Source organism: Bradyrhizobium sp. HKCCYLS20291, from assembly GCF_051167715.1.
Taxonomy (GTDB): domain Bacteria; phylum Pseudomonadota; class Alphaproteobacteria; order Rhizobiales; family Xanthobacteraceae; genus Bradyrhizobium.
Genome location: NZ_JBNPTO010000001.1, coordinates 1 through 26,429, shown reverse-complemented (window position 1 = coordinate 26,429; position 26,429 = coordinate 1). Strand labels below are relative to the sequence as shown.

At 62.7% G+C, this 26,429-nt stretch carries 16 protein-coding genes and 1 pseudogene; 4 read left to right on the top strand and 13 right to left on the bottom strand.

The annotated features are described in order from the left end of the window. Positions 1-23: 23 nt before the first annotated feature. The 11 genes from ACQR07_RS00085 to ACQR07_RS00035 form a co-directional block, all read right to left on the bottom strand. On the bottom strand, positions 24-1,790 hold the full coding sequence (locus tag ACQR07_RS00085) for a GspE/PulE family protein (protein WP_434901032.1): 1,767 nt from the start codon (positions 1,788-1,790) through the stop codon (positions 24-26). A gap of 11 nt (positions 1,791-1,801) precedes the next feature. Next, positions 1,802-2,635: a general secretion pathway protein GspK gene (locus ACQR07_RS00080; RefSeq protein ID WP_434900371.1), complete on the bottom strand. Its 834-nt coding sequence runs from the start codon at positions 2,633-2,635 to the stop codon at positions 1,802-1,804. Positions 2,636-2,649: 14 nt separating this feature from the next. Continuing rightward, on the bottom strand, positions 2,650-3,312 hold the full coding sequence (locus ACQR07_RS00075) for a prepilin-type N-terminal cleavage/methylation domain-containing protein (RefSeq protein WP_434901031.1): 663 nt from the start codon (positions 3,310-3,312) through the stop codon (positions 2,650-2,652). 9 nt (positions 3,313-3,321) lie between these two features. Then, entirely contained in the window at positions 3,322-3,753 is a 432-nt protein-coding gene (locus tag ACQR07_RS00070; protein WP_434900370.1) for a type IV pilus modification PilV family protein, read from the bottom strand. Next, positions 3,750-4,250, bottom strand: coding sequence for a type II secretion system major pseudopilin GspG (gene gspG, locus ACQR07_RS00065; protein WP_434900369.1), 501 nt, complete (start codon positions 4,248-4,250; stop codon positions 3,750-3,752). The genes ACQR07_RS00070 and gspG overlap by 4 nt, the downstream gene beginning before the upstream one ends. A gap of 16 nt (positions 4,251-4,266) precedes the next feature. Then, positions 4,267-4,734 (bottom strand): pilus assembly FimT family protein, encoded by a 468-nt coding sequence (locus ACQR07_RS00060; RefSeq protein WP_434900368.1) that lies wholly within the window; start codon positions 4,732-4,734, stop codon positions 4,267-4,269. After that, the gene (locus ACQR07_RS00055) at positions 4,731-5,951 is read right to left on the bottom strand and encodes a type II secretion system F family protein (RefSeq protein ID WP_434900367.1); all 1,221 of its coding nucleotides are present in this window, start codon (positions 5,949-5,951) and stop codon (positions 4,731-4,733) included. Before ACQR07_RS00055 ends, ACQR07_RS00060 begins: the two co-directional genes overlap by 4 nt. Further along, positions 5,951-8,191 (bottom strand): type II secretion system secretin GspD, encoded by a 2,241-nt coding sequence (gene gspD / locus ACQR07_RS00050; RefSeq protein WP_434901030.1) that lies wholly within the window; start codon positions 8,189-8,191, stop codon positions 5,951-5,953. Before gspD ends, ACQR07_RS00055 begins: the two co-directional genes overlap by 1 nt. Before the next feature lie 486 nt (positions 8,192-8,677). Next, the gene (locus ACQR07_RS00045) at positions 8,678-9,133 is read right to left on the bottom strand and encodes a hypothetical protein (RefSeq protein ID WP_434900366.1); all 456 of its coding nucleotides are present in this window, start codon (positions 9,131-9,133) and stop codon (positions 8,678-8,680) included. Positions 9,134-9,162: 29 nt separating this feature from the next. Further along, positions 9,163-14,589 (bottom strand): RHS repeat domain-containing protein, encoded by a 5,427-nt coding sequence (locus ACQR07_RS00040; protein ID WP_434900365.1) that lies wholly within the window; start codon positions 14,587-14,589, stop codon positions 9,163-9,165. A 71-nt stretch (positions 14,590-14,660) separates the two neighbouring features. Further along, on the bottom strand, positions 14,661-17,477 hold the full coding sequence (locus ACQR07_RS00035) for an FG-GAP-like repeat-containing protein (protein ID WP_434900364.1): 2,817 nt from the start codon (positions 17,475-17,477) through the stop codon (positions 14,661-14,663). A 593-nt stretch (positions 17,478-18,070) separates the two neighbouring features. Between ACQR07_RS00035 and ACQR07_RS00030 the strand changes: the two are divergent. Continuing rightward, a pseudogene (locus ACQR07_RS00030) lies at positions 18,071-18,455 on the top strand (transposase); the annotation flags it as partial. Between the two features lie 299 nt (positions 18,456-18,754). On the opposite strand, the gene fcl reads toward ACQR07_RS00030, so the two are convergent. Together fcl and gmd are read right to left on the bottom strand one after the other, a co-directional pair. Next, entirely contained in the window at positions 18,755-19,696 is a 942-nt protein-coding gene (fcl, locus tag ACQR07_RS00025) for a GDP-L-fucose synthase (protein WP_434900363.1), read from the bottom strand. After that, the gene (gene gmd / locus ACQR07_RS00020) at positions 19,677-20,759 is read right to left on the bottom strand and encodes a GDP-mannose 4,6-dehydratase (RefSeq protein ID WP_434900362.1); all 1,083 of its coding nucleotides are present in this window, start codon (positions 20,757-20,759) and stop codon (positions 19,677-19,679) included. The genes fcl and gmd overlap by 20 nt, the downstream gene beginning before the upstream one ends. A 933-nt stretch (positions 20,760-21,692) precedes the next feature. Here gmd and ACQR07_RS00015 point away from each other — a divergent pair. The 3 genes from ACQR07_RS00015 (at position 21,693) to asnB (ending at position 26,100) form a co-directional block, all read left to right on the top strand. Next, positions 21,693-21,956 carry a hypothetical protein gene (locus tag ACQR07_RS00015; protein ID WP_434900361.1) on the top strand — a complete coding sequence of 88 codons (264 nt, stop codon included), beginning with the start codon at positions 21,693-21,695 and terminating at the stop codon, positions 21,954-21,956. A 1,334-nt stretch (positions 21,957-23,290) separates the two neighbouring features. Beyond that, a complete protein-coding gene (locus ACQR07_RS00010) occupies positions 23,291-24,130 on the top strand; it encodes a glycosyltransferase family 2 protein (RefSeq protein WP_434901029.1) in 840 nt (279 codons plus the stop codon). Next, positions 24,130-26,100, top strand: a complete 1,971-nt coding sequence (gene asnB, locus ACQR07_RS00005; protein WP_434901028.1) for an asparagine synthase (glutamine-hydrolyzing) — start codon at positions 24,130-24,132, stop codon at positions 26,098-26,100. The genes ACQR07_RS00010 and asnB overlap by 1 nt, the downstream gene beginning before the upstream one ends. Positions 26,101-26,429 lie beyond the last annotated feature (329 nt).

Here is a 26,429-nt window from a genome sequence, read left to right as displayed (position 1 = left end):
GCAACCGTGCTCCTCCAAAGCCATCACCCCATGCGCGTGGCGCGCAAGATCTCGTCGATCGTGGTATCACCACGCCAGACCTTGCGGACCCCCATGTCATACATGCTCTGCATTCCGCGTTCACGGGCGATGCGCTCGATGGCCGCGTCTGCCGCCTTCGCCAGGATGAGGCTCTGACATTCATCGTCCACAACCAGCATTTCGGCGATCGTCGAGCGGCCTGAGAAGCCGAGATGGCCGCACTCCGCACAGCCCAGCGGCTGACGAATGTCGGCGTCTCCTGACGATCGGATGTTTGCAACCGACCGCTCGCAGCTCTCGGCCCAGTAGGCCGCTTGCTGATGTCTGCAGGCGCAGTGGCGACAGAGCTTACGGACCAGGCGTTGCGCGATCACTCCCTTGAGCGTCGATGCCAGGAGATAGTTCTCGACGCCGATGTCGATCAGGCGCGTGATCGCTGATGCGGCGTTATTGGTGTGCAGCGTCGACAGGACGAGGTGTCCCGTCAGCGAGGCCTGAATCGCGATGCGCGCCGTTTCGAGATCGCGGATCTCGCCGATCATGATGATGTCGGGATCCTGCCGCAGCATCGAACGCAGGGCATGCGGAAACGTCAGCCCAATCTCCGACTGAACCTGAACCTGATTGATGCCCGGCATCTGGTACTCGATCGGATCTTCGACGGTGAAGATCTTGCGCTCGGTGTTGTTCAGTGCCTTGAGCGCCGCATAAAGGGTCGTCGTCTTGCCGCTGCCGGTCGGTCCCGTGACCAGAATGATGCCGTTCGGCTGCTGAAGAAGCGCTCGAAGCGTGGCGATATGCTCATCCGAGAATCCAAGCTCGGCAAAGTCCAGGCTCACCCGATTGCGGTCCAGCACGCGCAGGACGACGCTTTCGCCGAAGCTGGTCGGAATGGTCGAAACGCGGAAGTCGATATCGATGCCGCGCACGGCGATCTTGATGCGGCCGTCCTGCGGCAGCCGGCGTTCGGCAATGTCGAGCTTCGACATGATCTTCACGCGCGACGTGATCGCGGCGCGCAGATCCGCCGAGAGCACCTGAACCGATCGCAACACGCCATCGATGCGATAGCGGACGAGCACCTGGTCGACATCCGGCTCGATGTGGATGTCGGATGCACGCGCCTCGACGGCATTCGCGATGATCTGGTTGACCAAGCGGATGATCGGAGCCTCGCTCGCGAGATCGCGCAGCCGTTGAACGTCCGCCTCATTGGCCGCGGCGCCGCTGGCCGACCGGGTCTCGTCGTAGGTCGCGTCGACAGGATAGAGGACGCCGCATGCCTTGTCGAAATCCGCTGATGTGAACAGCCGGATGTCGACGGCTTGACCGGTCAGGAATGCGAGCGCACGGACCGGATCGTTGTTGAACGGATCCGTCACACCGACAGACAGCCTGCCCGCGGCGCTGCGCAGCGGCAGTACCCGGTTGTGGCGCACGAATGCCGCTTCGACTTGCTCCGGCAGAACAGGCTCGAGCGGCACCTCGTCCATCCGCACCAGCTCGAGCGCCAGAAATTTCGATAGCGCGGCGACCAGGCCCGTTTCGGGCACCAGCCCGAGCTTGGTCAGCACGGTGTCCAGCCGGTCGCCGGTCGTCTGCGCGGCGCGGCCGGCGCGATCGAGACTCGTGCGATCGAGGATGTTCTCCGCCAGCAGAAAGTCACCGAAGCTGTTCAGCAGCTCGGCCTGGTCGACGTCGAACAGAGATCGCCGCGGCAGCACGCCGATACGTTCGGCAGCAGCTGATGATTGGAATGTCAGGGTCATGGCGCCATTGGTCATCTCGTCGTCCAGCTCAGCACCCAATAGGGTTGCTGCGGATTTTCGGTAAGGCGGACCGCGACGTCACCGACGACGGTGCGGGACGAATCGGAGAATTCGGTCCTGATGGTGAAGGCACGCCCGCGCAGAACCGTCAGCGGCTGCCCCTCGGCCATAGCGGCCCTGTTGTCGATGCTCGCGCGCGCAGCGGCTGCAGCCTCCGCACTCTGCGCCGTCATCCCCGGCAGCGCGCGCAGCACCTGGGGCGGCGCCAATTGCGGATCGACGAATTGCCGTCCCGAATGGACGGTGAGCGCCGGCGCGATCCGTGCATAGATCTCCGGCGTCATGTCCATCACCAGCCGCAACTCGTCGATGCTCTGGAACGGGCCGTTGCGCGGGTGATAGTCCGTCTCGCGCGCGGCGTAGTCCAGGTCCTTGGCGCCGTTGAGATGCTTCAGCGAGGTCGCGGTTCGCCAATCCACGATCTTGTCGGTCAGGCGTGCGGCGGCCTGCGCATCCAGTCCGGCCGATTGCAGCAGGCCGTTCAGCATGGCCTCGTCGGTCTGGTTGAGGTCGATCCGGCCGAGCTCGTCCTGAACCCTGATCGCGAGTTGCGTGCCGTCGAACTCGAGCTTGTAGGGCCGGCCGTCGGCGCGCCAGCGGCGCTCTGCCTTCGGGTCGAGCAGACCGTCGACGGCGGCGTTGACGCCGGCTTCGACGAGAGCGTTCAGACGGGCCTGTGCCATGCCGTTGTGAGCAAGGCCATACGAGACGCTGCTCGACCAAGACAGCGACAGCGCCACCGCCGTCAGCAGTGCGAGCCCCCAGAGAACCGACAGTACCGGCATGTCGCTCCTCCCCGCTAGCGGCCGCGACAGCGCATCGTGAGCGCGTTATAGACACAGCCGACGTCTGCGCGAACACGCGGGGCGATCAGCAGATCCGGCCAGTTGCGGCCATCTCCTGGACGCATCACGACACGAACCTTGATGAGGCCGGGGATGTCGGTCTGATCCTGCCACATCGTGCTCCAACTCGCGTCTATGGCCTTTGCGGCATAGTTGAATTCGACCCGGCCGATATCGGAGACCAGCAGCGTCCGCTCCGCCTCCTGCCTGGCTGCCAACTCGTGATGAGCCTGCAGAACGAGGTCGACCCGGTCGCGCTGGCGTTCGGCAAACAGCTTGAAGCGATACCGGCCCGCGCCGCCGGACACCAGCGGTGCATCGCCGAGGAATTCGAGGCGGTCCGCCTGGCCGCTGAAATCGACCCGACGCTGCGCAGCGTTCTCGCCCAGCATCATCGGATAGAGGTTGCCGATCAGCCGGCGCAGAACGTCCTGGGATGCGAGCTCGCGCTGAAAAGATTCCGCGCGCGCGCTGCCGCTGCGCCATGCCTGCATGCCGAACTTCACATTGTCGAACAGCAGCACCGCGAGCAGGCTGAACAGCGCCAGGGCGACGAGCACCTCCACCAACGTGAAGCCTGCCTCGCTGTCATCCAGACTGATTGCTTCCTGCGCCATCAACGTTACTCACTGCGATCCGGCGGCTCTGGGGCCGAGGCGGAGCGTCGAGAGCGCGTAGGAGCGCGGGTCCTGCCCCTCCAGCCAGCCGACCTCGACCGAGATTTGATATAGCTCGACCTGACGTGCATCGCCGCCCTGGCCCGGACGATAGGGCTGCATCGCCAGACGCCAGCGATAGCCGTTCGCCTCGGTCCCCTCGCGCGTCTCGGTGTGCAACGGAATCACCGTACCGGCCTCGGCCATAACCGACTGCGCGAGCGAGACGGCGCCGGCCAGGCGTTCCGCTATTCCGGTGCGCGACAGCCCGGTCGAGAACAGACCCATCACCAAGGTCAAGCCGATCGACAGCATGGCAAGCGCAACGATGATTTCGACCAGCGTGAGGCCAGCCTCGTCGTCGTTCATTGCCGAGGTCATCGCGGTCGCGGCTGGCGTCATGGCTGCCAGCTCGTCACATTTGCGTTGGCTGACGCCTCGTCCTCACGCCCTTCCGGCCCGAGCGAGACGATGTCGTAGGCGCCATGCTGTCCGGGAAACTTGTAGACGTACGGCCGGCCCCACGGGTCGTTCGGCACCAGCGTGCCGCTGAGATACGGCCCGTTCCACGCCGCGGCGGTGGCGGGCTTCTGCACGAGCGCGCCGAGTCCTTCGGCCGAAGTTGGATAGCGGCCATTGTCGAGATGATAGAGGTCGAGCGCCGACGACAGGCTGCGGATCTGGATCCGCGCCGTCTTGAGCTTGGAATCGGAGAGATAGCTCAGCACGCGCGGGCCGACGAGCCCCATCACCAGCCCGATGATGGTGATGACGACCAGCATCTCGACGAGCGTGAACCCCGCCTCGGCGTGCGTGACACGGCTGCGAGCCGGGCGCAGGCAGCGCCAACTGGCCACGTTCAGCCTCGCGGCGTCCTTAAGTCTTGTCCACCCCAGCATCATCGCCTCCCTCCTCTCAGCAGGTCGCAGCCCTCAGCACCGTTCCCGTCAGCCAAGCGACGCAGAGCCGCGTGTGTTGCCCATTCAGCTCCAGGCTCAGATCGCCGCCGGTCGACGAGCCGTCAGGAAAGAAACGGAAGCCTCCCTCCGCCTCACCGGACCGCGTTACGGCGGCGTAGGTCAGCTTGGCTTGAAGGCCGGGTGCGAAGGCGCGCGGCGGCACGACGTTTGAGCCGAACGTCCGACGATCGACGTCCACGCTCAACGTCATCACGCGGTTCTGCACGATCGCCGCGGCCCGCGTGACGCGTAGCGCCGAGGCGATTTCGCTTGCTGACGCATCGAGGCTCACCGCCCCGGCGCCGCGCGACAACAGCGGCACGGCGGTGGTCGCCGCCAGCGCGAGGATGACGAGCACGGCCAGCATTTCCACCAGCGTGAAGCCTGCGCTTGGCTCGTGGCGATGGATCAGCAGCGCGCTCATCGTCCGGCCAGATCGTTGATGCTCAGCACGGCATTCATCACCGGCATGATCAATGCGCCTATGACCAGCGCGATTCCGACCGTCATGGCGGGCGTCAGCGCCGCCATGAAGCGGTCGACCCGGGTCTGCAGCTGCTTCTCCAGCATCTCGGCGACGCGCAGCAGCATGCGGTCGAGCCGGCCCGCCTCCTCGCCGACCGCGATCATCTGCAACGCCACCGCCGGGAGCGCGACCGCCTCGCGCAGCGCCCGGTGCAGCGCGGTGCCCTGCTGTACCGCCTCGATCGCCTGTTCCACGCCGGCCCGCAGGTGCCGGTTGCCGACGACGTCGCTCGCGGATCTGGTGGCTGCAATCAGCGGCACGCCGGCCGCAAGCATCGTCCCGAGCGTCCGCGCGAACCGCGCCGTATCCTGATGCAGCAGGACGTCGCCGAGCAGCGGCAGCCTCAGCGCAAGCGCATCGAGACGTCGGCGGCGGCCGGCATCAGCCAGGGCAAACGCGATCGCCATGGCAAGGAGCGCGGCCGCCGACACACATCCGATCACGATCTCGAGCCAGTGCGCCTTCAGGGCCAGCATGAGCTGGATCGTGAGCGGCACGGGCTTGCCGCTCTGTGTGAAGATCGGCGCCATCGACGGGATCACGCCGCCGACGATGATCGCCAGCGTCGCGAGGCTGAGGGCGATCAGCATCGATGGATAGATCAGCGCCGATTGCACCCGCGCGCGAATCTCCGCACGGCGCTCCAGAAGGTCGGCGAGCTCAGTCAGCACCTGTGCGAGGCGGCCACCGCTCTCGCCGGCGCGGATCACGGCGACATAGTCGGCGGGAAACACCTGCGGCTGGCCCTGCATCGCCTCGGACAGCGGTCGTCCGTTCAGCACCTCGGCGAGCAGCGTCTCGACCAGCGTCCGCAGCCTCGCCGACGCCGCCTGCGTCTGGACGATGCGTAGCGCATCGTCCATCGGAATGTCGGCGGCTGAGAGCGTCGAGAACGCCCGCGTGAAGGCGAGCAAATCTGCGCGCCCCGAGCCGCCGCCGAGCGTGATCTCGCGATTCCACCATTTCGTGCCGGCGGCATCAGCGGCGCGCATCTGGAACGGCGATAGCCCCTGCGCCCACAGCGCGGCATCGGCAGCCGCGGCCGAGGCCGCCTCGATCGTCCCCTCCGCGAAGGAGCCGTCGGTGCCATAGGCCTGGTAGCGGAAGCGCGGCATCAGTCGAGGATCCTGCGGCCAGTGTCCTCGACCCGCCGCCGCGCCGGCGCGCGGCGATGCGGACCCTCGATCGCCATGTAGCGGCGATACTCGTCGGTCACGTTGCGCGCCTCGTCGAGGCTGCGCATGACATGCGGGCGGATCAGGATGATCAGCTCGGTCTTGCTGATCACGTTGTCGCGGCTGCCGGCGAGATTGCCGATGAACGGAATGTCGCCGATGATCGGCAGCTGGCTGCGGCCGGAGGTGCGGCCCTCCTGGATCAGTCCGCCCAGCACCAGCGCATCGCTGTCGTTGACGACCACCGACGTCCTGATCTTGCGCTGCCGGATCGTCGGTGAATCGATGTTCGACGACGTGGTCGGCGCCACACTCGACACCTCCTGCTCGATGTCGAGCAGCACACGGCCGCTCTCATTGATGCGCGGGATGATCGACAGGATGACGCCGGTGTCCTTGTAGCTCACCGAGTTGACGATCGGCGCGCCCGTCGTCAACGTCGAGGTTGCCGATTGCGTCGTGATCGGCACCTGGTCGCCGATCTGCAGCACCGCCGGCTTGTTGTCCATCACGGTCAGCGACGGCGAGGACACGATGTTGACGTTGGTGATCTGGTTCAGCGTGTCGATGGTCGCAGCGATGTTCGCCGCGGTCAGCGCGTAGGAGAAGCCGGGGAAGACCGAGCTGACGGCGCCGGAGGCCGCCTCCGTCAGCGTGAATTTCGAGCTGTTCTTCCGCATGTACCACTGCACGCCGAAGCGCAGATCGTCGTTCAGGGTGACTTCGGCAATGGTGGCCTCGATCAGCACCTGGTTCGGCATCTGGTCGAGCCGCTCGATCACCTGCAGCACGCGCTTGTAGTCGGCCTGCGCGGCTTCGATCAGGATCGCGTTCTTGGCCTCGTCTGCGACGATGCGCAGCCGCGGCCCGTCGGCATCGCTGTCGCGCCCCGATGGGGCCGCCGCGGCTGCCGCCGGCATGACGCTGGGCGCCGCGGCAGCGGGCGCGGAACTTCGCATGCCGCCAAAACCTCCGGCCGAGGCGCCGAGCCCGCCGGTCACCGACGTCGACGACGATCCCGACGAAAATCCGCCGCCGGATTGCGACGGCTGCGACTGCACGCTCGCCTCCTGGTAGTTCGGCGCCACCGTGCGCCGCGCCGAGGTCGCAGTCTGCGTGTCCGTCGGGAACATCGACTGCAGCACGTCGACCAGCTCCTGCGCCCGCCGGTTCTGCACGGCGTAGGTGAAGAGCTGCTTCTCGCTGCCTTGCGCCTGGGCGTCGAGCTTGCGGATCCAGCTCTCGGCGCGGCGCAGATACTGCACCTGCGGCGAGATCACCAGGATCGAGCGCAGCCGCTTGTTGGGCACGAACTGCACCATGCCGGCCATCGGCCCGTCGCGGTCGGACGCGAACACGCTCTTCAATTCGGTCGCGATCGCATCGGGCGCCGAGGTCTTGACCGGAATCAGCGCGAACGACATGCCCTTCATGGTGTCGACGTCGAACAGCGCGATCGCCTCCATCATCGCCGCGATCTCCTGGCGATTGCCGGACAGCGTGATCAGATTGCGCGCATCATCGACCCGCACCACCCCGCCGCGCGGCGCGATCGGCTCGACGACCCGCCGGATCTCGGAGGCCGAGACATATTTCAGCTGCACCACCTGCAGCCCGTTGCCGACCATGTCGCCCGTATCCGGCACGTCGTCGGTGCGATAAGCGCCCGAAGTCGCGGTCTGGTCCGCTGCCACGATGCGATAGATCCCGCGATTGTTGACGACAGCCGCATTGTTGGCCCGCAGCGCAGCCTGGAACAGATCGATCACCGCCGCACGCGCCACCGGCCTCGGCGTCTGGATCGTGATCCGTCCCTCGATCCCCGGATCGACCGTGTACTTGACCCCGAGAATATCCCCCAACACCGTCTTCGCCGCCTGCGGAGCCGGCACGCCGACCAGATTGATCGTGACGCCGTCGGCAACCTCCTCCGATCCACGCGACACCGCGCCAGTCGGCGGCTCCCCGACGAAGCGCCCGGTGCCCTCGACCATCGTCGACGGTCCGCCTTTGTTGTCATCGAGCAGCGGCGACCCGGAAATCTTTCCGGCCCGCGCGCTCCCAGCGGGCGCCCGCATCGCCGCTTGCGCCTGCGCGGCAGAACCAGCATCCGCAGCACTCGTGCTCCAGGCGAACGACGACGTGCCTTCCTCCATGGTCTGACACGCCGACAGCGCCATCGCCACGGGAAGCGCAACCACCCAACTCCTGCGAACTCCGCCGCGCAACGCCGTCACCCCGACCGAAAGCAGCTGCGCTGCCAAACAACTAACAAGCACAGTCTAAAGCGTTTCGGCAGCGCTGGATATCGTTCGAGGGACACGCTCACGAGTCATGCACATGCTTTGCTGCAACATATGCGCGGGCAACTCGGACCAGCAACTCTTGATTGAATCGCCAGCCTACACCCTGCAGGATCCATCATCCGACGCGCCGCAGACATTCGCGCTTCTTAAATTTAGTGCACCGTAACCCGAGCCATGCACAGCCTTTGCTGCGACACAACGAAAACAATCGCAAGTTGGAGCCGACATCCGCCGGCTAAGGGTCGTTCCGATCGATACTTCCGCGCCACGAGAGGGCGCCTGCGAGGCAACAGAATGGGGTTATTCAACCTCAATCGACTAAGCGCAACGTAATGCCCGCACTCACGTAATTAGCTAAGTTTAGATAGTGCGCATCTTTTTTGAGACACCCCATTCGTCGTGACTAAACATCACAATTCTACGTTGTTGCGGACACACAATATAACAGTCGAAGAGGAAAAGGACGGATGCTACAACGAACGACGTTGCATCCTCAATCTGATCGACCGAAAAAAGTTGTGCTGGAGCTTCGATAAGCCTCCGAGTTTCACCGTATGACAATCGCAAACGACTGAACAGCGGCATCCATTGCCCCGATTCCCAAACCATCCAGTCATCAAGCCACACCAGTAGACTACGGGACTCGCTGAACTCTTGCATTATCGCTCTTACAAGCTGAACCCTCTTTTGAGCATCAACTGGAATATCAAACTTCTGCTCCGGATCTGCGCAGTCCGGCAAGCCTGTTTGGTCCAACGAAACTTGATTGATCGTACACCATTTTGTCGCTTCCCGGCGGCTCATGAACTCAACCATTGTTAGTCTCTATCCCCTCGAGAGCCATTTTACGTCCGGTTGGCCGGCATTCCACAAACCTGTGGCATTAGGCCCATACTGCAGGGATCTATGAAGACGGGTCCACCGCCGCGAGGAGGAAATGGAGTTCTTCCAGGTCCATTGTAGCTACCATGAGCTGTATCCCCATCCATCGGTACGCCGAACCGGTTTAAACGCTGCCGCTCGGCACCCGGCTCCCCAAGGTCGAAATCCCAATGCTGATACTTCTCATCCCAGCCGATTGACATCCTGCCCAAGCGCCATTTCCCTCCTCGTGTGTCATTTAGGTCCTCCGACCACCGCCACTGCCCATCTGGCACCACAGAGTTTGGAAAGTTGGACCTTGTTGGCGGAGGATACTGCGGAGTTCCGTTGTTCGCATCTAGAAATTTCTGCTCTGCGTTGCTCTGTTTTATATCTTCGATTGCCAATGTGGCCAGGTATTGAAACGATGCCGTGATCGCGCCGTTAGCGAATTTTCCTCCGCCGGCAATAGAGGCAAGTCCGCCAGCGGTGGCTTGAACGATAGTGCCCCCAATGCGTTCGCCGATGTCGATTTTTGCGTTAGGGAACGCGCTGTTTGTAATCGGTGAGAGACCGGCACTGACCGCCGCGGCCGCGGCTCCAGAACCGCATGAGCCGCCGGATGCAACCGAGGAGACACAACCGACAGCGGCGTTCTCTGCGACATACTCAGCAAACTGACCAGGATTCGCCACGACTGAAGCAAAAGTTGGTGATGGACCCAGCGAGGCGAAGGCGAATGCTGTCGCGGCAGCGATCGCACCAGCCCTGAGCATTTGTCCGAGGTTGCCGCCCGAGAGCCCGACGGTGATCGCGGCCGCGAGACCTGCTCCGATCGGCCCCAAGGGAGACAATGCGATATTGAGCGCGACCTGCAGGATCGCCCTGGCGATGGCGTTGGTCTGGAAGAAGTGCGTCACCGCGTTCCAGGCACCGCTCACGGCCTTGCCGATCGCGTTCCAGAAACAACCCAGGAAGCAATGCCCAGACGGATCGGTGAACGTCAGCGGGTCGTTGCCGACATAGGAGTAGCGGTTCCAGCCCTGGGTATTGAACGGGCTCTCCGTCATGGTGTCGGGACTGGTGAAGCGCGCCAGCAGCGGATCATAGACGCGGCCGTTCATGTGGACGAGGCCGGCGACTGAGAGTTCCTCGTGGTCGGTGAAGCCGCGCGTCGTCTGGCTGGTAATGCTGCCGGTGGTGTCGTCGGTGCCGTCGATGTTGCGGCGCTTGCCCCAGGCGTCGTAGCTGAGGCGCTCGACCAGCAGGCCGTTCTGGTCCGAGATCGCCGAGATCGAGCCGAGATGGTCGGTGTGGAAGTAGCGCGTCGTGACGGTCGTGCTGCCGCCCGACGTCTGCGCCACCCGCATGCCGACCCGGGCGTTGCCGACCAGCAGATAGTCGGTCCATTTCTGCGTCACGGTGCCGGGGTTCTGCACCTCGGCCGCCACACCGAAGGCGGCGATGTAGAGCGTGGTACCCTCGGGCGTCACCTGCTTGATGCGCTGATGGTCGGTATCGTCGACGAAGGAGATCGTCCGCGATCCCTGCGTGATGCTCGCCGGCTTGTTGTAGGAGGTGTAGACGATGCTGCGGCCGAGACCGGAGGTCTGATTGCCGTTGGCGTCATAGCTGAAGGTGGCGCTGATCGTGCCGGAGACACCGGTCACCGCATGCGGCAACGGCTGCCCCGCCGCCGGATAGGCGTAGGTGCCGACATCTGACTTGGTCAGGATGTTGCCGATCGGGCTGTAGGCGAACGTCTTGACCAGCGGCGCCGCGGCGACGTTGGTGGTCGACGTCGTCAGCCGGCTCAGCGCGTCATAAGCGAAGGTCTCGCTGACGTTGGTGTTGGCGTCGCTGCGCGAGGTCAGATTGCCCAGGCGGTCGTAGCCGAAGCTCTGGTTCTGCACGGCACCGCTGGTGCCGGTGGCGATGCTCGTCAGGCGCCCCGTCAGCGGATCGAAGCCCCTGATGGTGCTGAGGCCATTGCCTGCGGTCTGCTGGGTGAGATGCCCCTCGGCATCCATCGCGTAGGCCGTCCAGAAGGTCTGGCTTGTGGCATCGTCCTGAAGCTGGTTGGAGAAGCCGAGGCTGTTGTAGCCGTAGCGCGCGGTGAAGCCAGAGGGGTAGCTGACCTTGGTGAGACGGCTATTGGCGTCGTAGGTCGCGCCAATGGTGTAAGTCGCGCCATCGATCGTGGTCGCGACCTGCAGCGGGCGGCCCAGGCTGTCATAGCTGACGCTACGGGCAAAGCCGTTGCCGGAGCCGGAGGTGATGCCGGTCGAGGCCAGCTTGCCGATGCCGTTGGCCGCGGTGTCGTAGGTCCACACCGAGGTCATGTCCGGCTCGACCCGCTGCACCATGCGGCCGAGGATGTCATAGGCCAGGCTGACGACCTGCCCCTTGGCGTCGGTCTGGCTCGTCAGCTGGCCCAGCGTGTTGTAGCTGTAGGTCCAGTTGCCGAGATCCGGATCGTTGCTCGCGACCTTGCGGCCGCGCAGGTCATAGGTCGCCGTCACGACGTTGCCGACCGGATCGGTGGTCTGCACCATGTTGCCGACCGCGTCATAGGCGGCGCTCAGCGTCTGGCCCATCGTGTCGGTGACCGAGACGACCTGGCTCTGGCTGTTCTTCGTGGTCGTCCGGGTCTGGCCGAGCGGATTGGTCTCGATCGTAGCCAGGCCGTGATAGGCTATCTGCGCCACGCTGCCGTCCGGCTGCGTGGTCGAGACCACCCGCCCCAGCGTGTCGTAGGTGAAGTTCGTGATGCGCGGCGTGCCGCCGGTCGCGAAATACGGCCGGCTGGTCTGGGTCACCCGGCCCATCGCGTCGTAGCTCTTGGTCGCCTGGACGACGCTGCCGTCGAATCCTTGCGTGCGGCGTCCGATCTCGCGCTCCAGCGCGTCGAAATACACGGTCGCCGTCGGTGCGATCACCGTGCTGCCGTCAGCCGCGTAGGACGTCTCCTGCGTCAGATAGCTTGCCCCGGAGAGACAGGTCGCGGTACCGCCATTGACGCCATTACAGAACTGGTAGCTCCACCGGGTGATCGTGCCGTCAGGCATGGTCTCCTGGATCTTGCGGCCGAGCGAATCGTAGCTCCAGGTCGTGGTCAGGCCATTCGGCCCGGTGTGGCTGACCGGCTGGCCGAACCGCGGATCATATTGGAAGCTCTCGCTCTGCCCCAGCGCATTGCTGTTGGACGTCGCGAATTGCCCGCGCGCATCATAGGCGCTGGCGCTCGAGCGGCTGGCAATATCGGCGCCGCTGACCGTCACCGACTGCTTGTGGCCGAACGCGTCATAAACGTAGTCCGTCTGCAGCCGCAGCGCCGGCGTATCCGGCTCGACCACCTCCTGCGTCAATAGGCCCGAGGCGGAATCATAGGCGAACGACGAGGTGCGGGTGATGGCCGGCGTCGTGACGACCGGAGGCGAGCTCGTCGATCCCGGGACATAGGTGATGACGATGAGGCCTTGCGCGCCGGCGGTTCCTGCCGTGTTCAAACCAGACCCGCCCGGACCACCGGCGCCGTAGAGGCCGGCAGCGCCACCGGCCGCACCGGCCCCGCCACCGCCGCCCGCGCCACTGCCACCGCCGCCACCGGAGCCGTGCGTCGCATCCCATTCAGAGCCGGTGCTGCCGCTGCCGCCAGCGTTGTTCATATAAGCAGCGCTGTCCCAATAGCCGGCGCCACCACCACCGCCGTTGCTGCCGACGCCGCCGGGCACGCGGAGCGCGCCCACGCTGCCGCCTCCGGTCCCTACGGAGTTGTTACCGCCATTGCCAGCACCAGCGCCGTTCGAGCCACCACCATTGCCGCCGCCACCGGCACCCGAGCCGTTCTGGCCGGTGGAGCCACCGGCACCGCCACTGCCGTTCGGACCGGCGGCACCGCCACCGCCGCCGCCGCCGTTGCTGCTCGCGCCAGAGGCGCCGCCAGCACCGCCGGCAAATCTGACCATTCCGATGCTGCCGGCGACAACGCCGCCGGGACCGCCGTCCGCAGAGCCGGACGATGTGTTGCTCAGCCCCCTGCTGCCGCCCTTCGCACAAACCGACTGCGCCTGGCAGGCCGTCCCCGATCCATTGAAGTACGTGTCGCCGCCGCCGACGCCAACGCTCGAGGCGCCGCCTGCCGACCCACCGCTACCGATGCGATAGCTGACGCTCGCCCCAGGCTGCAGCGTTAGGTTCTGAATGCGCGCATAGGCGCCGCCACCGCCGCCGCCGCCCCCCACCGACAGAGCGTTCGAGCCGGCGCCGCCACCGCCACCGCCGATCACCTCGATGGCGTTGTTCGAACTGTTCCAGTCGCTCGGAACCGTCCAGGTCGAACCGCTCGTCAGGAAGATCCGTGTGGCCGGCGGCTGCTGGGTCGGCGCCGGCGTGTAGTTGATGACGATGATGCCGGATGCGCCGCCGGCTCCAGACGTGTTGAGGCCGGATCCGCCCGGTCCGCCGGCGCCGTACAATCCCGCGCCTCCATTGGCATTGCCGGGGCCGCCGCCCCCGCCCGCGCCGCTACCGCCACCACCGCCAGAACCGTGCGTGGCGTCCCATTCCGTACCTGTGCTGCCGCTGCCGCCAGCCGTATTGACCGCGGCGCTCCCGTTCCAAAAACCAGCGCCGCCGCCACCGCCACGACTGCCGCTGCCACCGGCAACGCCAGTCGAGCCTACAGCCCCGCCGCCGCTTCCCAATGCGTTGTTGCCACCTGCGCCGCCGCCGACGCCGCTTGTTCCGCCGCCATTGCCGCCGCCGCCGGCTCCCGAGCCACTCTGATTGCTCGTGCCACCGTTGCCGCCGTTGCCCAACGGACCCGCGGCACCGCCGCCACCGCCGCCGCCGTTGCTGGCCGCGCCCGAGTTGCCACCGGCACCGCCGGAATACCTGACGGATCCGATGCCACTCCCGGCGGCGCCCCCTCCGCCTCCGGCAGCGGCATTCAGGCCGCTGCTGTTCTGCCCGGCATTGCCGCCCTTCGCACAGACCGACTGCGCCTGGCAGATCGTCCCGGAACCGTTGAAGTAGGAGTCGCCACCACTCGCGCCAGCTCCACCCGCACCCCCGGCTCCACCGCCGGCCCCAACCCGATAGTTGACCACGGCGCCCGGTTGCAGCGGCAGGTTCGAGATCTTCGAATAACCGCCGCCACCACCGCCGCCGGCTCCTTCGGTGGAGGCGTTCGAACCAGCGCCGCCGCCACCACCGCCGATGACTTCGATGGTGTTGCTCGCGCTGTTCCAGTCACTCGGAACAGTCCAGGTCGATCCGCTGGTGATGAAGATCTGCGCGGCATCCGCGCCGAAGAATGCGGAGGAGCTGAGCAACAACGCAAGCGCAAGACCGTTCGCGGCAAGTGTGCGACGTACGCGCTGCAGGCTTGAAGGGATCGAATTGGGCATGGGACATCCTCGGCCGATGGCGGCCCGCGTGAGCATGACGTCGATTCAGGAGGAAACGCGTGTAGTGATGGTCAACGGCTCGTGGCCGTCGCCCTGACCAACCGACCGAGATACCAGTTCGACGTGTCGTTCACGTACTGGTTCACCGTCGTCTTGCCGTGGCCGTCCGGTGTGACCACGCTCACCTGAGTCACGTTACCGTAGCTGTCATACTGGTTCGTCGTCGTGACGGCCGGCAATGCGGACCCGTCGAGATCGGCTCCAGCTGCTACGTTCTGCGTGAGAGACACCCGGTACGGCGCACCCGCCGGACTGATCGTCGTCGCACCAGCTGCATTGCTGAACTGATACGTGTTCGACGACAAGCCAAGTGTGAACGTGCCGAGAGTACGTGTCGTCGAGGCAACCATCCCGATGAAGGGAAAGTCCTGCCGGAACGTGGTGGTATCCGCGATCCCGGTCTGCAGATCCTTGACGGTCATCTGACGGAAGCCTAGCATCCCACGGCCGGTCAAATCCAGTTTTGCTCCGGCATAGTTGTAGATCGAGCTATATGTTCCACCGACCCCGTTAGCCGTCTCGACACGCGACACCACGCTGAGCGCCGCCTGCAGATCGACGACCGGATAGGTTGCCGACACATCCCGCGCGTACACGGCGGCGTTGGTCAGCGGTTGATATGTGACCGCCGTCGTCACCCCCAGGCCGGAGGCACTTCCGATCACGAGATCCCCGGGGCCGCCGTTCGCGGTGACGGTGTAGATGTGGGTGGCGTCCATCATGGCGAACTCGGCCTTGCCGTCGCCGTTGAAATCGCCACCGAACATCCAGTAATTGGCGGTCACCGGCGCTCCGAAGTTCCAGCTGTTCGGCATGTTGAGGGTTCGCGAGGTGAACGTTCCGTCGCCATTGCTCATAAATTGGTAGATATACGGTCCATTACCTCCGATCAGCGCGAAGTCGGATCTTCCATCGGAATTGAAGTCCCCAGATATGGCACTGAAGCTTGCCGCCGCTGGGTTTCCAAAATTCCAGCCGTTGATTGGAACGGTGATGTAGTTGAAGGTGCCATCTCCCTTGCTGACGAATTCGTAGAGAGACGAGTTCACCAGCATGACCCAATCGGTCTTCCCGTCTCCATTGAAGTCGCCGGTGATCGGCATGTAGCCCTTGTCGGGCGGGTTTCCGAAGTTCCAGCCGGTCGAGATCGTGGTGTATGTGAAGCTTCCATCTCCATTTCCGAGAAACTCGAAAAGGTTCACTCCGCCCATCAGGATGAAATCCGACTTTCCGTCTCCGTTGAAGTCGCCGGAGACAGCCGTGTAATTGTCAGCAGGCCGTCCACCGAAATTCCATATGCCAATGTTGATCGTATTCCCGACGAACGTACCGTCCCCATTGCTGAGAAACTCATACATGTATTGGCCGCTGATCAGCAGGAAGTCGGTTCTTCCGTCGCTGTTGAAATCGCCCGATATCGGCATGTACGTCGCATGCGGCGGACTGCCGAAATTCCAGCCATTGGGACACAGCGAACTTACGCCCCTGAACGTACCGTCCCCATTGCTCAGGAAGACATAGATGTAAGTCCCTCCGAGCATCGCAAAGTCAGACTTGCCGTCGCCGTTGAAGTCTCCGGACAGCTGCATGTAGTTCTGGTACGGCGTCGTGCCGAAATCCCAACCATTGGGGGTGTCGGCATTCTTGATGGCATATGTCCCATCACCGTTGCTGTAGAACCCGAACATGTGCGTGCCATAGAGCATCATGAAGTCGCTTCTACCGTCGCCATCGAAGTCGCTGAATATTGGCGCAAACCCGATTGATGGAGGCCGGCCGCCAACCGTGGGCGTACCAAAACTCTCACCGTTCGTGATGGTCATGACCTGAGCAGAGAAGGAGTTTCCGCCTCCATTGGTCCATTGGAACGTTGATGCCGGCAGGCAGCTGCCGTCAGCCGCACAGGCGATCACTGAAATAAGTTCCGAGACATTGCTCGACGAACTCTGCTGGTAGGCCAACCGATAATCGGACGTCAGGCTTGAGCCCGTGAAAGTCTTGACGTTCGTCAGACGCAACGTCGTCTGCAACAATATGCCCGCCTGGTAATGCTGGATGACATCCGGCCTGGTCGCATAGACGAACTGCACGGAATTGTATGGCGTGACGCCAGCCGCTGCATTTCCCGTATAGTCGATACGCGACGGATAGGCCTGCCCATTGGCACTGTCCGCCGTATAGCTTACCGTCAGGTAGTTGCCCTTGGTGTCGGAAAGTTTGTTGAGGCCCCAGACACGCGCCGTCGTCCGGCCCTGGACCAGAACCTGCGAATCCGACGTGTGGCCGAACTCCATCACCTGCCCGGACTTTGTGCGCACCTCGAACCACGCCGGTCCCGTGCCCGCAGTGCCGTGGGAAATGACTTTCGAGTAGCTTTCGATTTCCGTCCGGTACTCGGTCCCGTCGGCGCCATAGGTCCCGCTGACCGCGACCAGGCGCTGCCCATCCAGGCAGAACCGGTCGTTCGCGTCGAAATTGACGCCGCCGAGAACGCCGTCCTGCGGAATGGTGCGCGGGCAGCGCCCCATCGACGGCACGCCCCCGAGCGACCAGCCAATGCCGACGAAGCCGTTCCCCGACTGGCTGTTATAGTCCAGCGACAGCGAGGGAATGACACCGCCGCTCCCCGGCGGCACCGCAATCGAAATCGAGGAGGTCGCAGCACCGGATTGGTTGACCGAGATGCCACTAGGCAGCGACATGCTGCCGGCAAAACCTAAGGTTGTCATTGAGCTACAAAAAAGGATGCTCAAAGCGGCGCGCGCAACTTCCTTGAGGTGTTTGCGACCGGCGCTGCCCTGATCAAGCTGACTCGAACAATTGAACATCCCCTGCCCCCGCAGATTCGTAATATTCCCAGACCAAAAGACGTGAGTTGCCCTCGACTATCAATGAGCATCGGAACTTATCAACAGCACAAGGATGCTTTTCTCTGGAAGTACTCGCATTGGTTTCGATATTGAGTTCATGCCTTGAATTGCGAGAAATTAGCGCTCAACGATTGCATTCACACGGCAAGCACTTCTTCACGCGATAGTTGATATCATCTTCGTTAGTATAGATGCTGACACTTCGGTACGACTCTTGATCTCGTCGTCGAGGCGCTCGAGAGGACCGGTCGAGTACAGCTTAGCCAGATGCGCGGCAAGAAAGCTCATTTAGGCCCGCACAACGGTCTCAGCCTTTTTGAGGAAGACCGCGAGCTTCGGCAATTTCGGGCGCAGATGATCGGCGATGCGCGGCCATTGCTCCGGTGGACGGCGAGATCGACGATATGCTGGGCCGTACTCGACCGCTACTTTCGTGTCTCATCGAGCAGAGCGGATATCATCCACGCCGTTTCCGGCGTGCGTCCGCTCCATGACGGCAATTCCGAATCCCTCTGCCATCACGCGAGACCTACGTGTTCGAGGTGTATTGTACGGTTGAACAGCCGCTGTTGCTGCCGATTGCTACGCAAGGGCTCCTACTTCCCGGCTTCCTCGAACCACAGCGGATGGCGGGGAGGCGCTCACATGGTCCAGGAGGCCTATGTGCAGAGTGTCGTGACCCGTTCGGTCGGCGACTCCATGGGCCTGAGGGGCATCTCTAAGGCCAGGTACCGCGGCTGCGTGTCGAGATCGACGACAAAGTGAAGTCCTTCCTCACGCGGCCGATCGAGGGCGACTGATTGCATCTGTAGATCAACGCCACCTACGTGAAGGTGCGTCAGAACGAGCGCGTCGTCTCGGTCACGGTGATCATCGAGGGGCCGGGTCAGCACCGGTGGCCAGCGCGAGGTCCTCGGCATGGACGTTGATCCGTCGCACCGCTCGCAACTGACCGGGTTACGATGGATCTGAACACATCCGTCAAGCCGACGAAGTCGCGGCCAGAAGAGCACGCAGAGTCGCCGAGCTGCTTTGCCCGCGCCCTCCCCCCCCCCGGCGAGCATCAAGGTTCGATCTTAAGACGTCAGATTTCAGACGCTCAGAGCCGCAGTTGAACACCCACCGCAGTTGCATTGCAGAATGTCGCCTATCGAACTCGAGGCCGTCTACCCAACACGGCAAGCTGCGGCCGCGGGCAGAGGCAACCGTTGGCCCGCGCGGCGGATCGCTTCAGTCTACCTCTCTTCGAGATAAGCTTCGTACGCCAGCCGAAGCCCATTCTCCAAAGAGGTCTCCGCACGCCAGCCGAGCGCATCGAGACGCCCGACATCGAGCAACTTCCGTGGAGTGCCATCCGGACGAGAGGCATCGTACTCGATCGCTCCGTCATAGCCGACAATCCGCGCTACCAGAGCAGCGAAGTCCGCGATGGAGATGTCCCTGCCTGATCCAATGTTGATGATGTCGCTCGAAGAATAGACCTTCATCAGATGAACGCATGCATCAGCCATGTCATCGACATGGATGAACTCGCGCCGTGGCGTTCCAGTACCCCAGACCACGACTTTGGGCGCATCGGCGATCTTCGCCTCGTGAAACCGGCGAATCAACGCAGCGACAACGTGACTGTACTCGGGGTCGTAGTTGTCGCCAGGACCATACAGATTTGTTGGCATCACGCTGATGAAATCACAACCATACTGGTGCCGATAGGCCTCTGCCATCTTGATGCCGGCAATCTTGGCGACGGCATAGGCCTCGTTGGTCGCCTCAAGCGGCCCCGTTAAGAGATACTCCTCGCGCAGCGGCTGCGGCGCAAGCTTTGGATAGATGCAAGAAGAGCCCAAAAACATCAGCTTTTCGGCACGGTTGAGGTAAGCCGCATGCATCACATTGGTTGCTATTGCGATATTGTCGTAGATGAATTCGGCACGAAGCGCATGGTTGGCAGCGATCCCTCCAACTTTGGCAGCGGCCAGAAACACCGCCTGCGGCCTACTCTCCGCGAACCAATCGAAGACGGCGGATTGATCACGCAAGTCGAGTTGGTCACGACCGGCAGTCACGACATCCACGTCCTCATTCGACAGTCGGCGTAAGATCGCCGCGCCCACCATTCCCCGATGACCGGCGACAAAAACCCGCTTGCCTCTCAGTTCATAATCCGCGGTTGCCACCACCGGCCTCACGTCGTGCTTGAGCGAGATCGCTCGCCACCATCTCCTTGACGAGGTCCTGAAAGCTCGTCTTGGCTGTCCATCCTAGAGTTTCCCGCGCCTTGGCCGCATCGCCAACGAGCAGATCGACCTCGGTCGGCCGGAAGTATATGGGGTCGATGCGCACCACAACCTTGCCCGTAGCTCGATCATACCCAACCTCATCAACGCCATTCCCGCGCCAATCAACATCTCGCCCGACTTCGGCAAAGGCCAGCTCCACGAATTCTCTCACCGAACGTGTTTCGCCGGTCGCAAGCACGAAGTCGTCCGGCTTGTCACATTGAAGAATGGCATGCATTCCAGTGACATAATCCCTGGCGTGGCCCCAATCACGTTTTGCATCGAGGTTGCCGAGATATACGACATCCTCCAACCCGACTTCTATTCTTGCGACGCTGCGCGTGATCTTTCTCGTCACAAACGTCTCACCACGGATCGGACTTTCGTGGTTGAACAGAATGCCGTTTGACGCGAATATTCCGTAGGCTTCACGATAGTTCACCGTAATCCAATAGCCATACAACTTGGCCACTCCGTACGGCGAGCGAGGATAGAACGGCGTGGTTTCTCTCTGAGGAACCTCCTGCACAAGCCCATAGAGCTCTGAGGTCGATGCCTGGTAGAATCTCGTTTCCTTCTCCAAACCGAGAATGCGTATGGCCTCTAGTAGACGCAGAACACCCAGCGCATCGGCGTTGGCCGTGTACTCAGGACTCTCGAAGCTGACCGCAACGTGGCTCTGGGCGGCAAGATTGTAGATTTCAGTCGGCCTAATCTGCTGAACCAAGCGGATCAGATTGGTCGAGTCGGTCATATCTCCATAGTGCATCAAAAATGGAACATCTCCAACGTGTGGATCCTGGTAAAGATGGTCGACTCTGGCCGTGTTGAATGATGACGAGCGGCGCTTGACCCCGTGCACGGTATAACCGAGACCTATGAGATACTCAGCCAGATAGGCACCGTCCTGTCCCGTCACCCCGGTGATGAGCGCGACACGCCGTTTGCAATCGTTGTTCACACAAACTTCTCCAAATGCATGAGCATATGCCCTTGACGGTGCTCGGGTCTCGCCGCTCAAAATGTCATCCGATGCCGAACAACTCTCGTGGAAGACTCCGAGATTTTTGCCAATAGCACCTGCTATTCTCAGAGTCTAACGTGAGCGCGTCCGAGACGACATCGATGAAAAAGTTGGCTCTGGCTCCGTCTGCAGGTTGTTGCCTCCCCATGGCATAAGTGGGTGCATCACGACGTTTCGACACAAGCTTGACCTCAGTGCTGTGCTGTGGATCGCCGTTGTGCATCACGTTGCTCGCCAAGGAGGACCGCCGTGATGAGTGTCGCTCGGGGGCTTGATTTTCCGGGTTCAGCAAGAGAGACGGGTTCCGGAGACTAGGTCGCGGCATCTATCTGTCCTGGGTATTGAACCAAGGACATGATGCGGCCGCCGCATCGGCAGCGTACGAACTCGGATCATCACGCGCCGCTTTCCCTGCATCCTGCATCAAACCACAACGAAGATCGGGGTTTCAGGCCATGCATCCCAGCTGGGTCAAAGCAATGATTTTTTCCTGTAAGTCGCAATTTAAGCCTGCTGGCTCACGGACGTCGATTGGCCGGCTGCGCTGAACACGAAGACGAACAGACGTTACAGGCGAAATGCCCCGGCGAACGAGCACCTCGGGTGGTGCACAGGATGGCCACGATATCTCGCTGAAAAGCGAGCCACACACGGCGACCGCAAACTCTCCCCTCAGCCCCTCTCACCTTTTTAAGGCCTGCTCCGTCGCACGTGGCCTCGGACGCGTCCCGATCCTGCGCTGGAGCATCTTTAACTTCCTATTCCTGCACTCGATCGGAATGCAACGGCCCATACCGCAACCAAAAGTTAATTTTGCGATACAACCCTTGCGAGCACCCTATTGTCGCGTTATCGCTCTACGCTTTTGAGTTGAAGTTCCTCGCCAGCGGGTATATTGTTACTGAAGGTTACTGGCGGCTAGAGGCTCAGGTGTGGATTATGTGGTTGGCTGCCGCTGCGGTTGCGGTAGTAGTAGCAGTTGGAATTTCGGCTTTTTTCTATGCTTTGCGGCTGTTGGACGCTGATGTCTGGAGTGATTCCAAACCACAGGCTGAATTTGAAGTTGGCGTCGACGAGCGGAGCGGTGTCAACAAAAGTGCTCATCTTGAGCCCATGCCAGAAGCGGGCTGCTGAAAAACACATAATTGGTGATCGTTGAACGCCCTATTTGAAGGCGTTATCCTTTATGAGCAAAGCCAAAATGGCGGCCGCGCACCTTTGTGGGACCAGCAGAGCATCGTCAAGTTCAACTATCGGGCGAATGGCCGCGGTATGCGTCGTCTGTAAACCCGACAGCAAATGTGGCGAGCCTTTCGGATCTGGACCATTCTGTCGGTCCTTTCACTTCGATCCCAAGAGGCCACGTCATAGAGCTTGTTTTCAAGTTGATACGCATTTTTCCAGCTGCACACGACGCGCTGAAATCGTTGTTGCGGAGAGGGCTGCCGCCCGGCATCCGCGGTCCCTCCAACGCGCCCTATCCCGGCGAAAGTACGGCAACGATCGAACCTGTCAACGCCGACACATCGTCGGCTCTTGCCTTATTCGAGATTGCAACGCAACCTCATCCTCATATCGAACGATTGGTCGGCATCCGCCGCTGCGAGAAGCCGCGTCCGTGTCATTTCGCCACGAGGATCTGCAGAGCGCCAAAACGTAGACAGTTGTATTCTGAATTCTCGCACCTGTTGATTTTTTTCACTGGTTGAGAATTGAAGCAGTTCGTAAACCTTCGTTTACAATTCGAAGGAGGGGGTAGTTAACATGGCTGAAAATTCTGGGGCATCGAGGATCGCTCACCGTAGACTCTCTCCAAGAGATATCATTGCTAGATCATACGCCGGCTGGGACTACAGCGCGGCAGATCGTGTTCTCGCTTGGTTGAATGAATGCGGCTATAGCATTGTCGAGAGCCGCATTAGTACGAATTCCGGCACCGGCGTCACTGAACCATAGTAACGCAGCGCGATTGTGAGCGAGGTTGGCTTTGGCCTCGATGGGCGGCGCCTGCTCCTCCACCGTTGGGATGCGCCCCCCGAAGCTGATCAATCGCAGGCTGCTCGCGGTACGTCCGGTAGATTGAAAACTGAGGCAGCCGTGCGCCGCGGTCTTGTTGCGTATTTGTAGCGCCCCGTCCCCGACTGAGGGCCACACAACTCGCAAAGGCAGCGCTAGCGCCTGACGTATCTCGGTATGAAGAAACTTATACAGCAGATGCACAAGAAGATCGATGGAGCGTCGGAGCTGTTCATGCCCGACACCTGCCCTCACGGCGGCATGATCGAGCTTGAGGAGCGGAATTGACCGATGGCGAAGGACGGGCTCTTTCAGGCCACAAATCCGCTCAGACCTATCACGGCTATGCCAAAGAGACGATGCAGCGCGTGGTTGCTGCCTACGGGTAAGCGACATGCACGCCTTCTGACCCAGAAGCAGGCGGTGCACCCGTGACGCTTGTGTCGGTGATCATGTCGATGCGCAACAGCGCCTCGACTGTGGGGACGGCCGTCCGCTCGGTCCAGCTGCAGAGCTGGCTGAACTGGGAGCTTATCGTAATCGACGATGGCTCCTCGGACCAGAGTGCCGATGTCGTGGCGGCGTTCGATGATCGGCGCATCCGCCTCATCCGGGAGCCCGCGTCGGCTGGGCTCGCAGCGCGGCTGAACCAGGCCGTCGAGCTCAGCCGGGGCGAACTCATCGCCCGAATGGATGCGGACGACATCTGCTTTCCCGAGCGTCTCGCGCGACAGGTGGACTGCCTGCAGAAGAATGCCGCGATCGACCTCATCGGCTGCGGCGCGGTGGTTTTTAGCAAGACAGCAGGTCTCGTCGGTACGTTGCCGGTCGGCCTCAGCCACGAAGAGATCACGGCGCAGCCGCTGCGCGGCTTTCAAATGCCACATCCGACATGGTGCGGTCAGGCTGCGTGGTTCCGCGCCAATCCCTACGATCCCGCGCTCCGCAAGACGCAGGACCAGGACCTGTTACTGCGGACCTATTCCCGCAGCCGCTTCGCCTGCCTTCCGGACATCCTACTGGGCTATCGTCAGGACGATTTCGAGTTGCGCAAGGTGCTGGTCGGCCGGCGGACCTATGCAGGCGCGCTCTGGCGCCATCGCTCAACGAGCGGGATAGCCGAGGCGCTCGGCGGCATCGCAGGGCAGGTGCTGAAGGGCGCAGCGGACAGTGTCGCGACCGGTCTCGGGCTCGGGCTAATCGCCCAGCGGTGGCGGCTGAACTCGGTGCCACCATCGCTTCCCGCTCAATGGGCCGAGTTGCAACGCCAATTGATGGGCGGGCCCGGCTGATGTGCGGAATTGTCGGACTGATGCGGCCCGGCGGCCGGGACGCGGATCAGATCAGCCACGCGCTGACGCGTATGGCGGGCACACTGTTGCATCGCGGTCCGGATGCCGGGGATATTTGGGTGAGCCCTGACAGCGGCATCGGCTTCGGACACCGGCGGCTGTCGATCCTCGATCTCTCGGCAGCAGGCGCGCAGCCGATGCGCAGCGCCTGCGGACGGTTCACCATCACCTTCAATGGTGAAATCTACAACCATCTCGACATCCGCAAGGAACTGGAGCGCATGGGCGCCGCGCCGAACTGGCTCGGCCATTCCGACACCGAAACCATATTGGCGGCCGTCTGCAGGTGGGGTGTCGAAGACGCGCTCCGCCGCTTCGTCGGCATGTTTGCGTTGGGCCTGTGGGACGCCAAGACCCGCACATTGACCCTAGCCCGCGATCGGTTCGGCGAGAAGCCGCTCTACTACGGCTGGAGCGGAAGCGATCTGCTGTTCGGCTCCGAATTGAAGGCGCTGGCGGCCTGTCCAGGCTGGTCACCCGTGCTGGATCGCCGGGCCCTGACCTCGTTCATGCGCTATTCCTACGTCCCGGCACCGGCTACGATCTGGCAGGGAATTAGAAAGCTGCCGGCGGGCTCTCTGGTCACCTTTCCCACAGATGGTGCGCCAGGCACGATGCCGGGACCCGCTGCCTATTGGTCCCTGCGCGCGCAGATGCTCGCCGGGGCGGGCGAACGGATCCGGGACGAGGGCGAGGCGATCGACGAGCTGGAGCGCCGGCTGTCGACGGCGATCCGCCGGCAGTGTCTGTCCGACGTCCCGGTCGGCGCCTTCCTGTCGGGCGGCGTCGACTCCTCGACCATCGTCGCCCTGATGCAGGCCCAGACCAGCCAGCCGGTCCGCACCTTCACCATAGGGTTCTCAGACGAGGCCTACAACGAGGCCAACGATGCACGCCGCGTCGCGGCCCATCTCGGCACCGATCACACCGAACTCTATGTCGATCCGCAGACCGCGATACAACTGATCCCGCGCCTGCCGCTCATGTACGATGAGCCCTTTGCCGATTCCTCGCAAATTCCCACCCATCTGGTTTCCGCGCTTGCGCGGCGTCACGTCACCGTGGCCCTTTCGGGCGATGCGGGCGACGAGCTGTTCGGCGGCTACAACCGCCACATCTGGGGCGAACGTCTGAACGCGCGGTTCAGCCGCATTCCCGGACCCTTGAAGCGCATGCTGGCAACCGCGCTGGGCGCAGTGGCGCCCGAACCAATCGGAATGCTCGCGCGCGCTCTCGAGCCAATGTTGCCGGCGCGGCTGCGCGTGCGGCGGGCCGGCGACCAGGCGCTCAAGATCGCGCGGATCCTGAACGCCGCGTCGTTTGACGACATGTACCGCCTGCTGAGCTCGATTGATGACCGGCCGGAGACCGCGGTGGTGCTCGGTGGCGAGGACCCCTCCTGGGCCGCCATGGAGATTGCGGCTATCGACCGGCCGCTCGATTCGCTCGATCGCATGACGCTCGCCGATGGCCTCGGCTATCTCAGCGACGACATCCTGCAGAAGGTCGATCGCGCGGCCATGGCGGTGAGCCTCGAGACGCGAGTGCCATTCCTCGACCACGACCTCGTTGAATTTGCAGCACGCGTGCCACCGGGCATGAAAGTGCGCGCGGGTCGCGGCAAATGGCTGGTGCGGCAGCTGCTCTACCGTCACGTACCCGCTCATCTCATCGACCGGCCAAAGACGGGCTTCAGTATTCCTCTGGACGCCTGGATGCGCGGCCCACTGAAGCCCTGGGCCGCAGACCTGCTGGCACCGGACCGGCTGCGAGCCCAGGGACTGTTCAATCCGACCAGAGTAGGACAGATGTGGGCCGAACACCTCTCCGGCCGGCGCAATCACGGCTACTGGCTCTGGAACGTACTGATGGCGCAGGCCTGGCATGACGAGTGGTGCACAGCCAACTAGCGAGCCGGCCGCGATCTCGAGATTATTGGCCGTATCCTGCGCGCGAGACAATTCAGCTGACATCCGGCCAAAAAGTCAGACATGCAATGGTTGAGCGACTGCAATGAGCTTGACCTGGTTTAGCCCACCTCAGGGTTATTAGTTGCCCGTCTTTGGTGCGGCGGGGGCGCGAACAGCCTGCTGCCCGCCTGCCTCAGATCCTCTCATTGCGATGGGCGACCCTGATCGAGCTGCCGTGCTGCACTTTGTCGCCTAGGGTCTGTGGGGATTCATCGAGAGTTTATCACGGCGGCGGTCAGATGGATCATGGAGGTGAAGCTCTGATCGGT

Excerpts from the sequence above, each read along its gene's own strand:
- ACQR07_RS00085 (WP_434901032.1), bottom strand. The coding sequence starts at position 1,790 with ATGACCCTGACATTCCAATCATCAGCTGCTGCCGAACGTATCGGCGTG.
- ACQR07_RS00080 (WP_434900371.1), bottom strand. The coding sequence starts at position 2,635 with ATGCCGGTACTGTCGGTTCTCTGGGGGCTCGCACTGCTGACGGCGGTG.
- ACQR07_RS00075 (WP_434901031.1), bottom strand. The coding sequence starts at position 3,312 with ATGGCGCAGGAAGCAATCAGTCTGGATGACAGCGAGGCAGGCTTCACG.
- ACQR07_RS00070 (WP_434900370.1), bottom strand. The coding sequence starts at position 3,753 with ATGACGCCAGCCGCGACCGCGATGACCTCGGCAATGAACGACGACGAG.
- gspG (WP_434900369.1), bottom strand. The coding sequence starts at position 4,250 with ATGCTGGGGTGGACAAGACTTAAGGACGCCGCGAGGCTGAACGTGGCC.
- ACQR07_RS00060 (WP_434900368.1), bottom strand. The coding sequence starts at position 4,734 with ATGAGCGCGCTGCTGATCCATCGCCACGAGCCAAGCGCAGGCTTCACG.
- ACQR07_RS00055 (WP_434900367.1), bottom strand. The coding sequence starts at position 5,951 with ATGCCGCGCTTCCGCTACCAGGCCTATGGCACCGACGGCTCCTTCGCG.
- gspD (WP_434901030.1), bottom strand. The coding sequence starts at position 8,191 with ATGGCGCTGTCGGCGTGTCAGACCATGGAGGAAGGCACGTCGTCGTTC.
- ACQR07_RS00045 (WP_434900366.1), bottom strand. The coding sequence starts at position 9,133 with ATGGTTGAGTTCATGAGCCGCCGGGAAGCGACAAAATGGTGTACGATC.
- ACQR07_RS00040 (WP_434900365.1), bottom strand. The coding sequence starts at position 14,589 with ATGCCCAATTCGATCCCTTCAAGCCTGCAGCGCGTACGTCGCACACTT.
- ACQR07_RS00035 (WP_434900364.1), bottom strand. The coding sequence starts at position 17,477 with ATGTTCAATTGTTCGAGTCAGCTTGATCAGGGCAGCGCCGGTCGCAAA.
- ACQR07_RS00010 (WP_434901029.1), top strand. The coding sequence starts at position 23,291 with ATGTCGATGCGCAACAGCGCCTCGACTGTGGGGACGGCCGTCCGCTCG.
- asnB (WP_434901028.1), top strand. The coding sequence starts at position 24,130 with ATGTGCGGAATTGTCGGACTGATGCGGCCCGGCGGCCGGGACGCGGAT.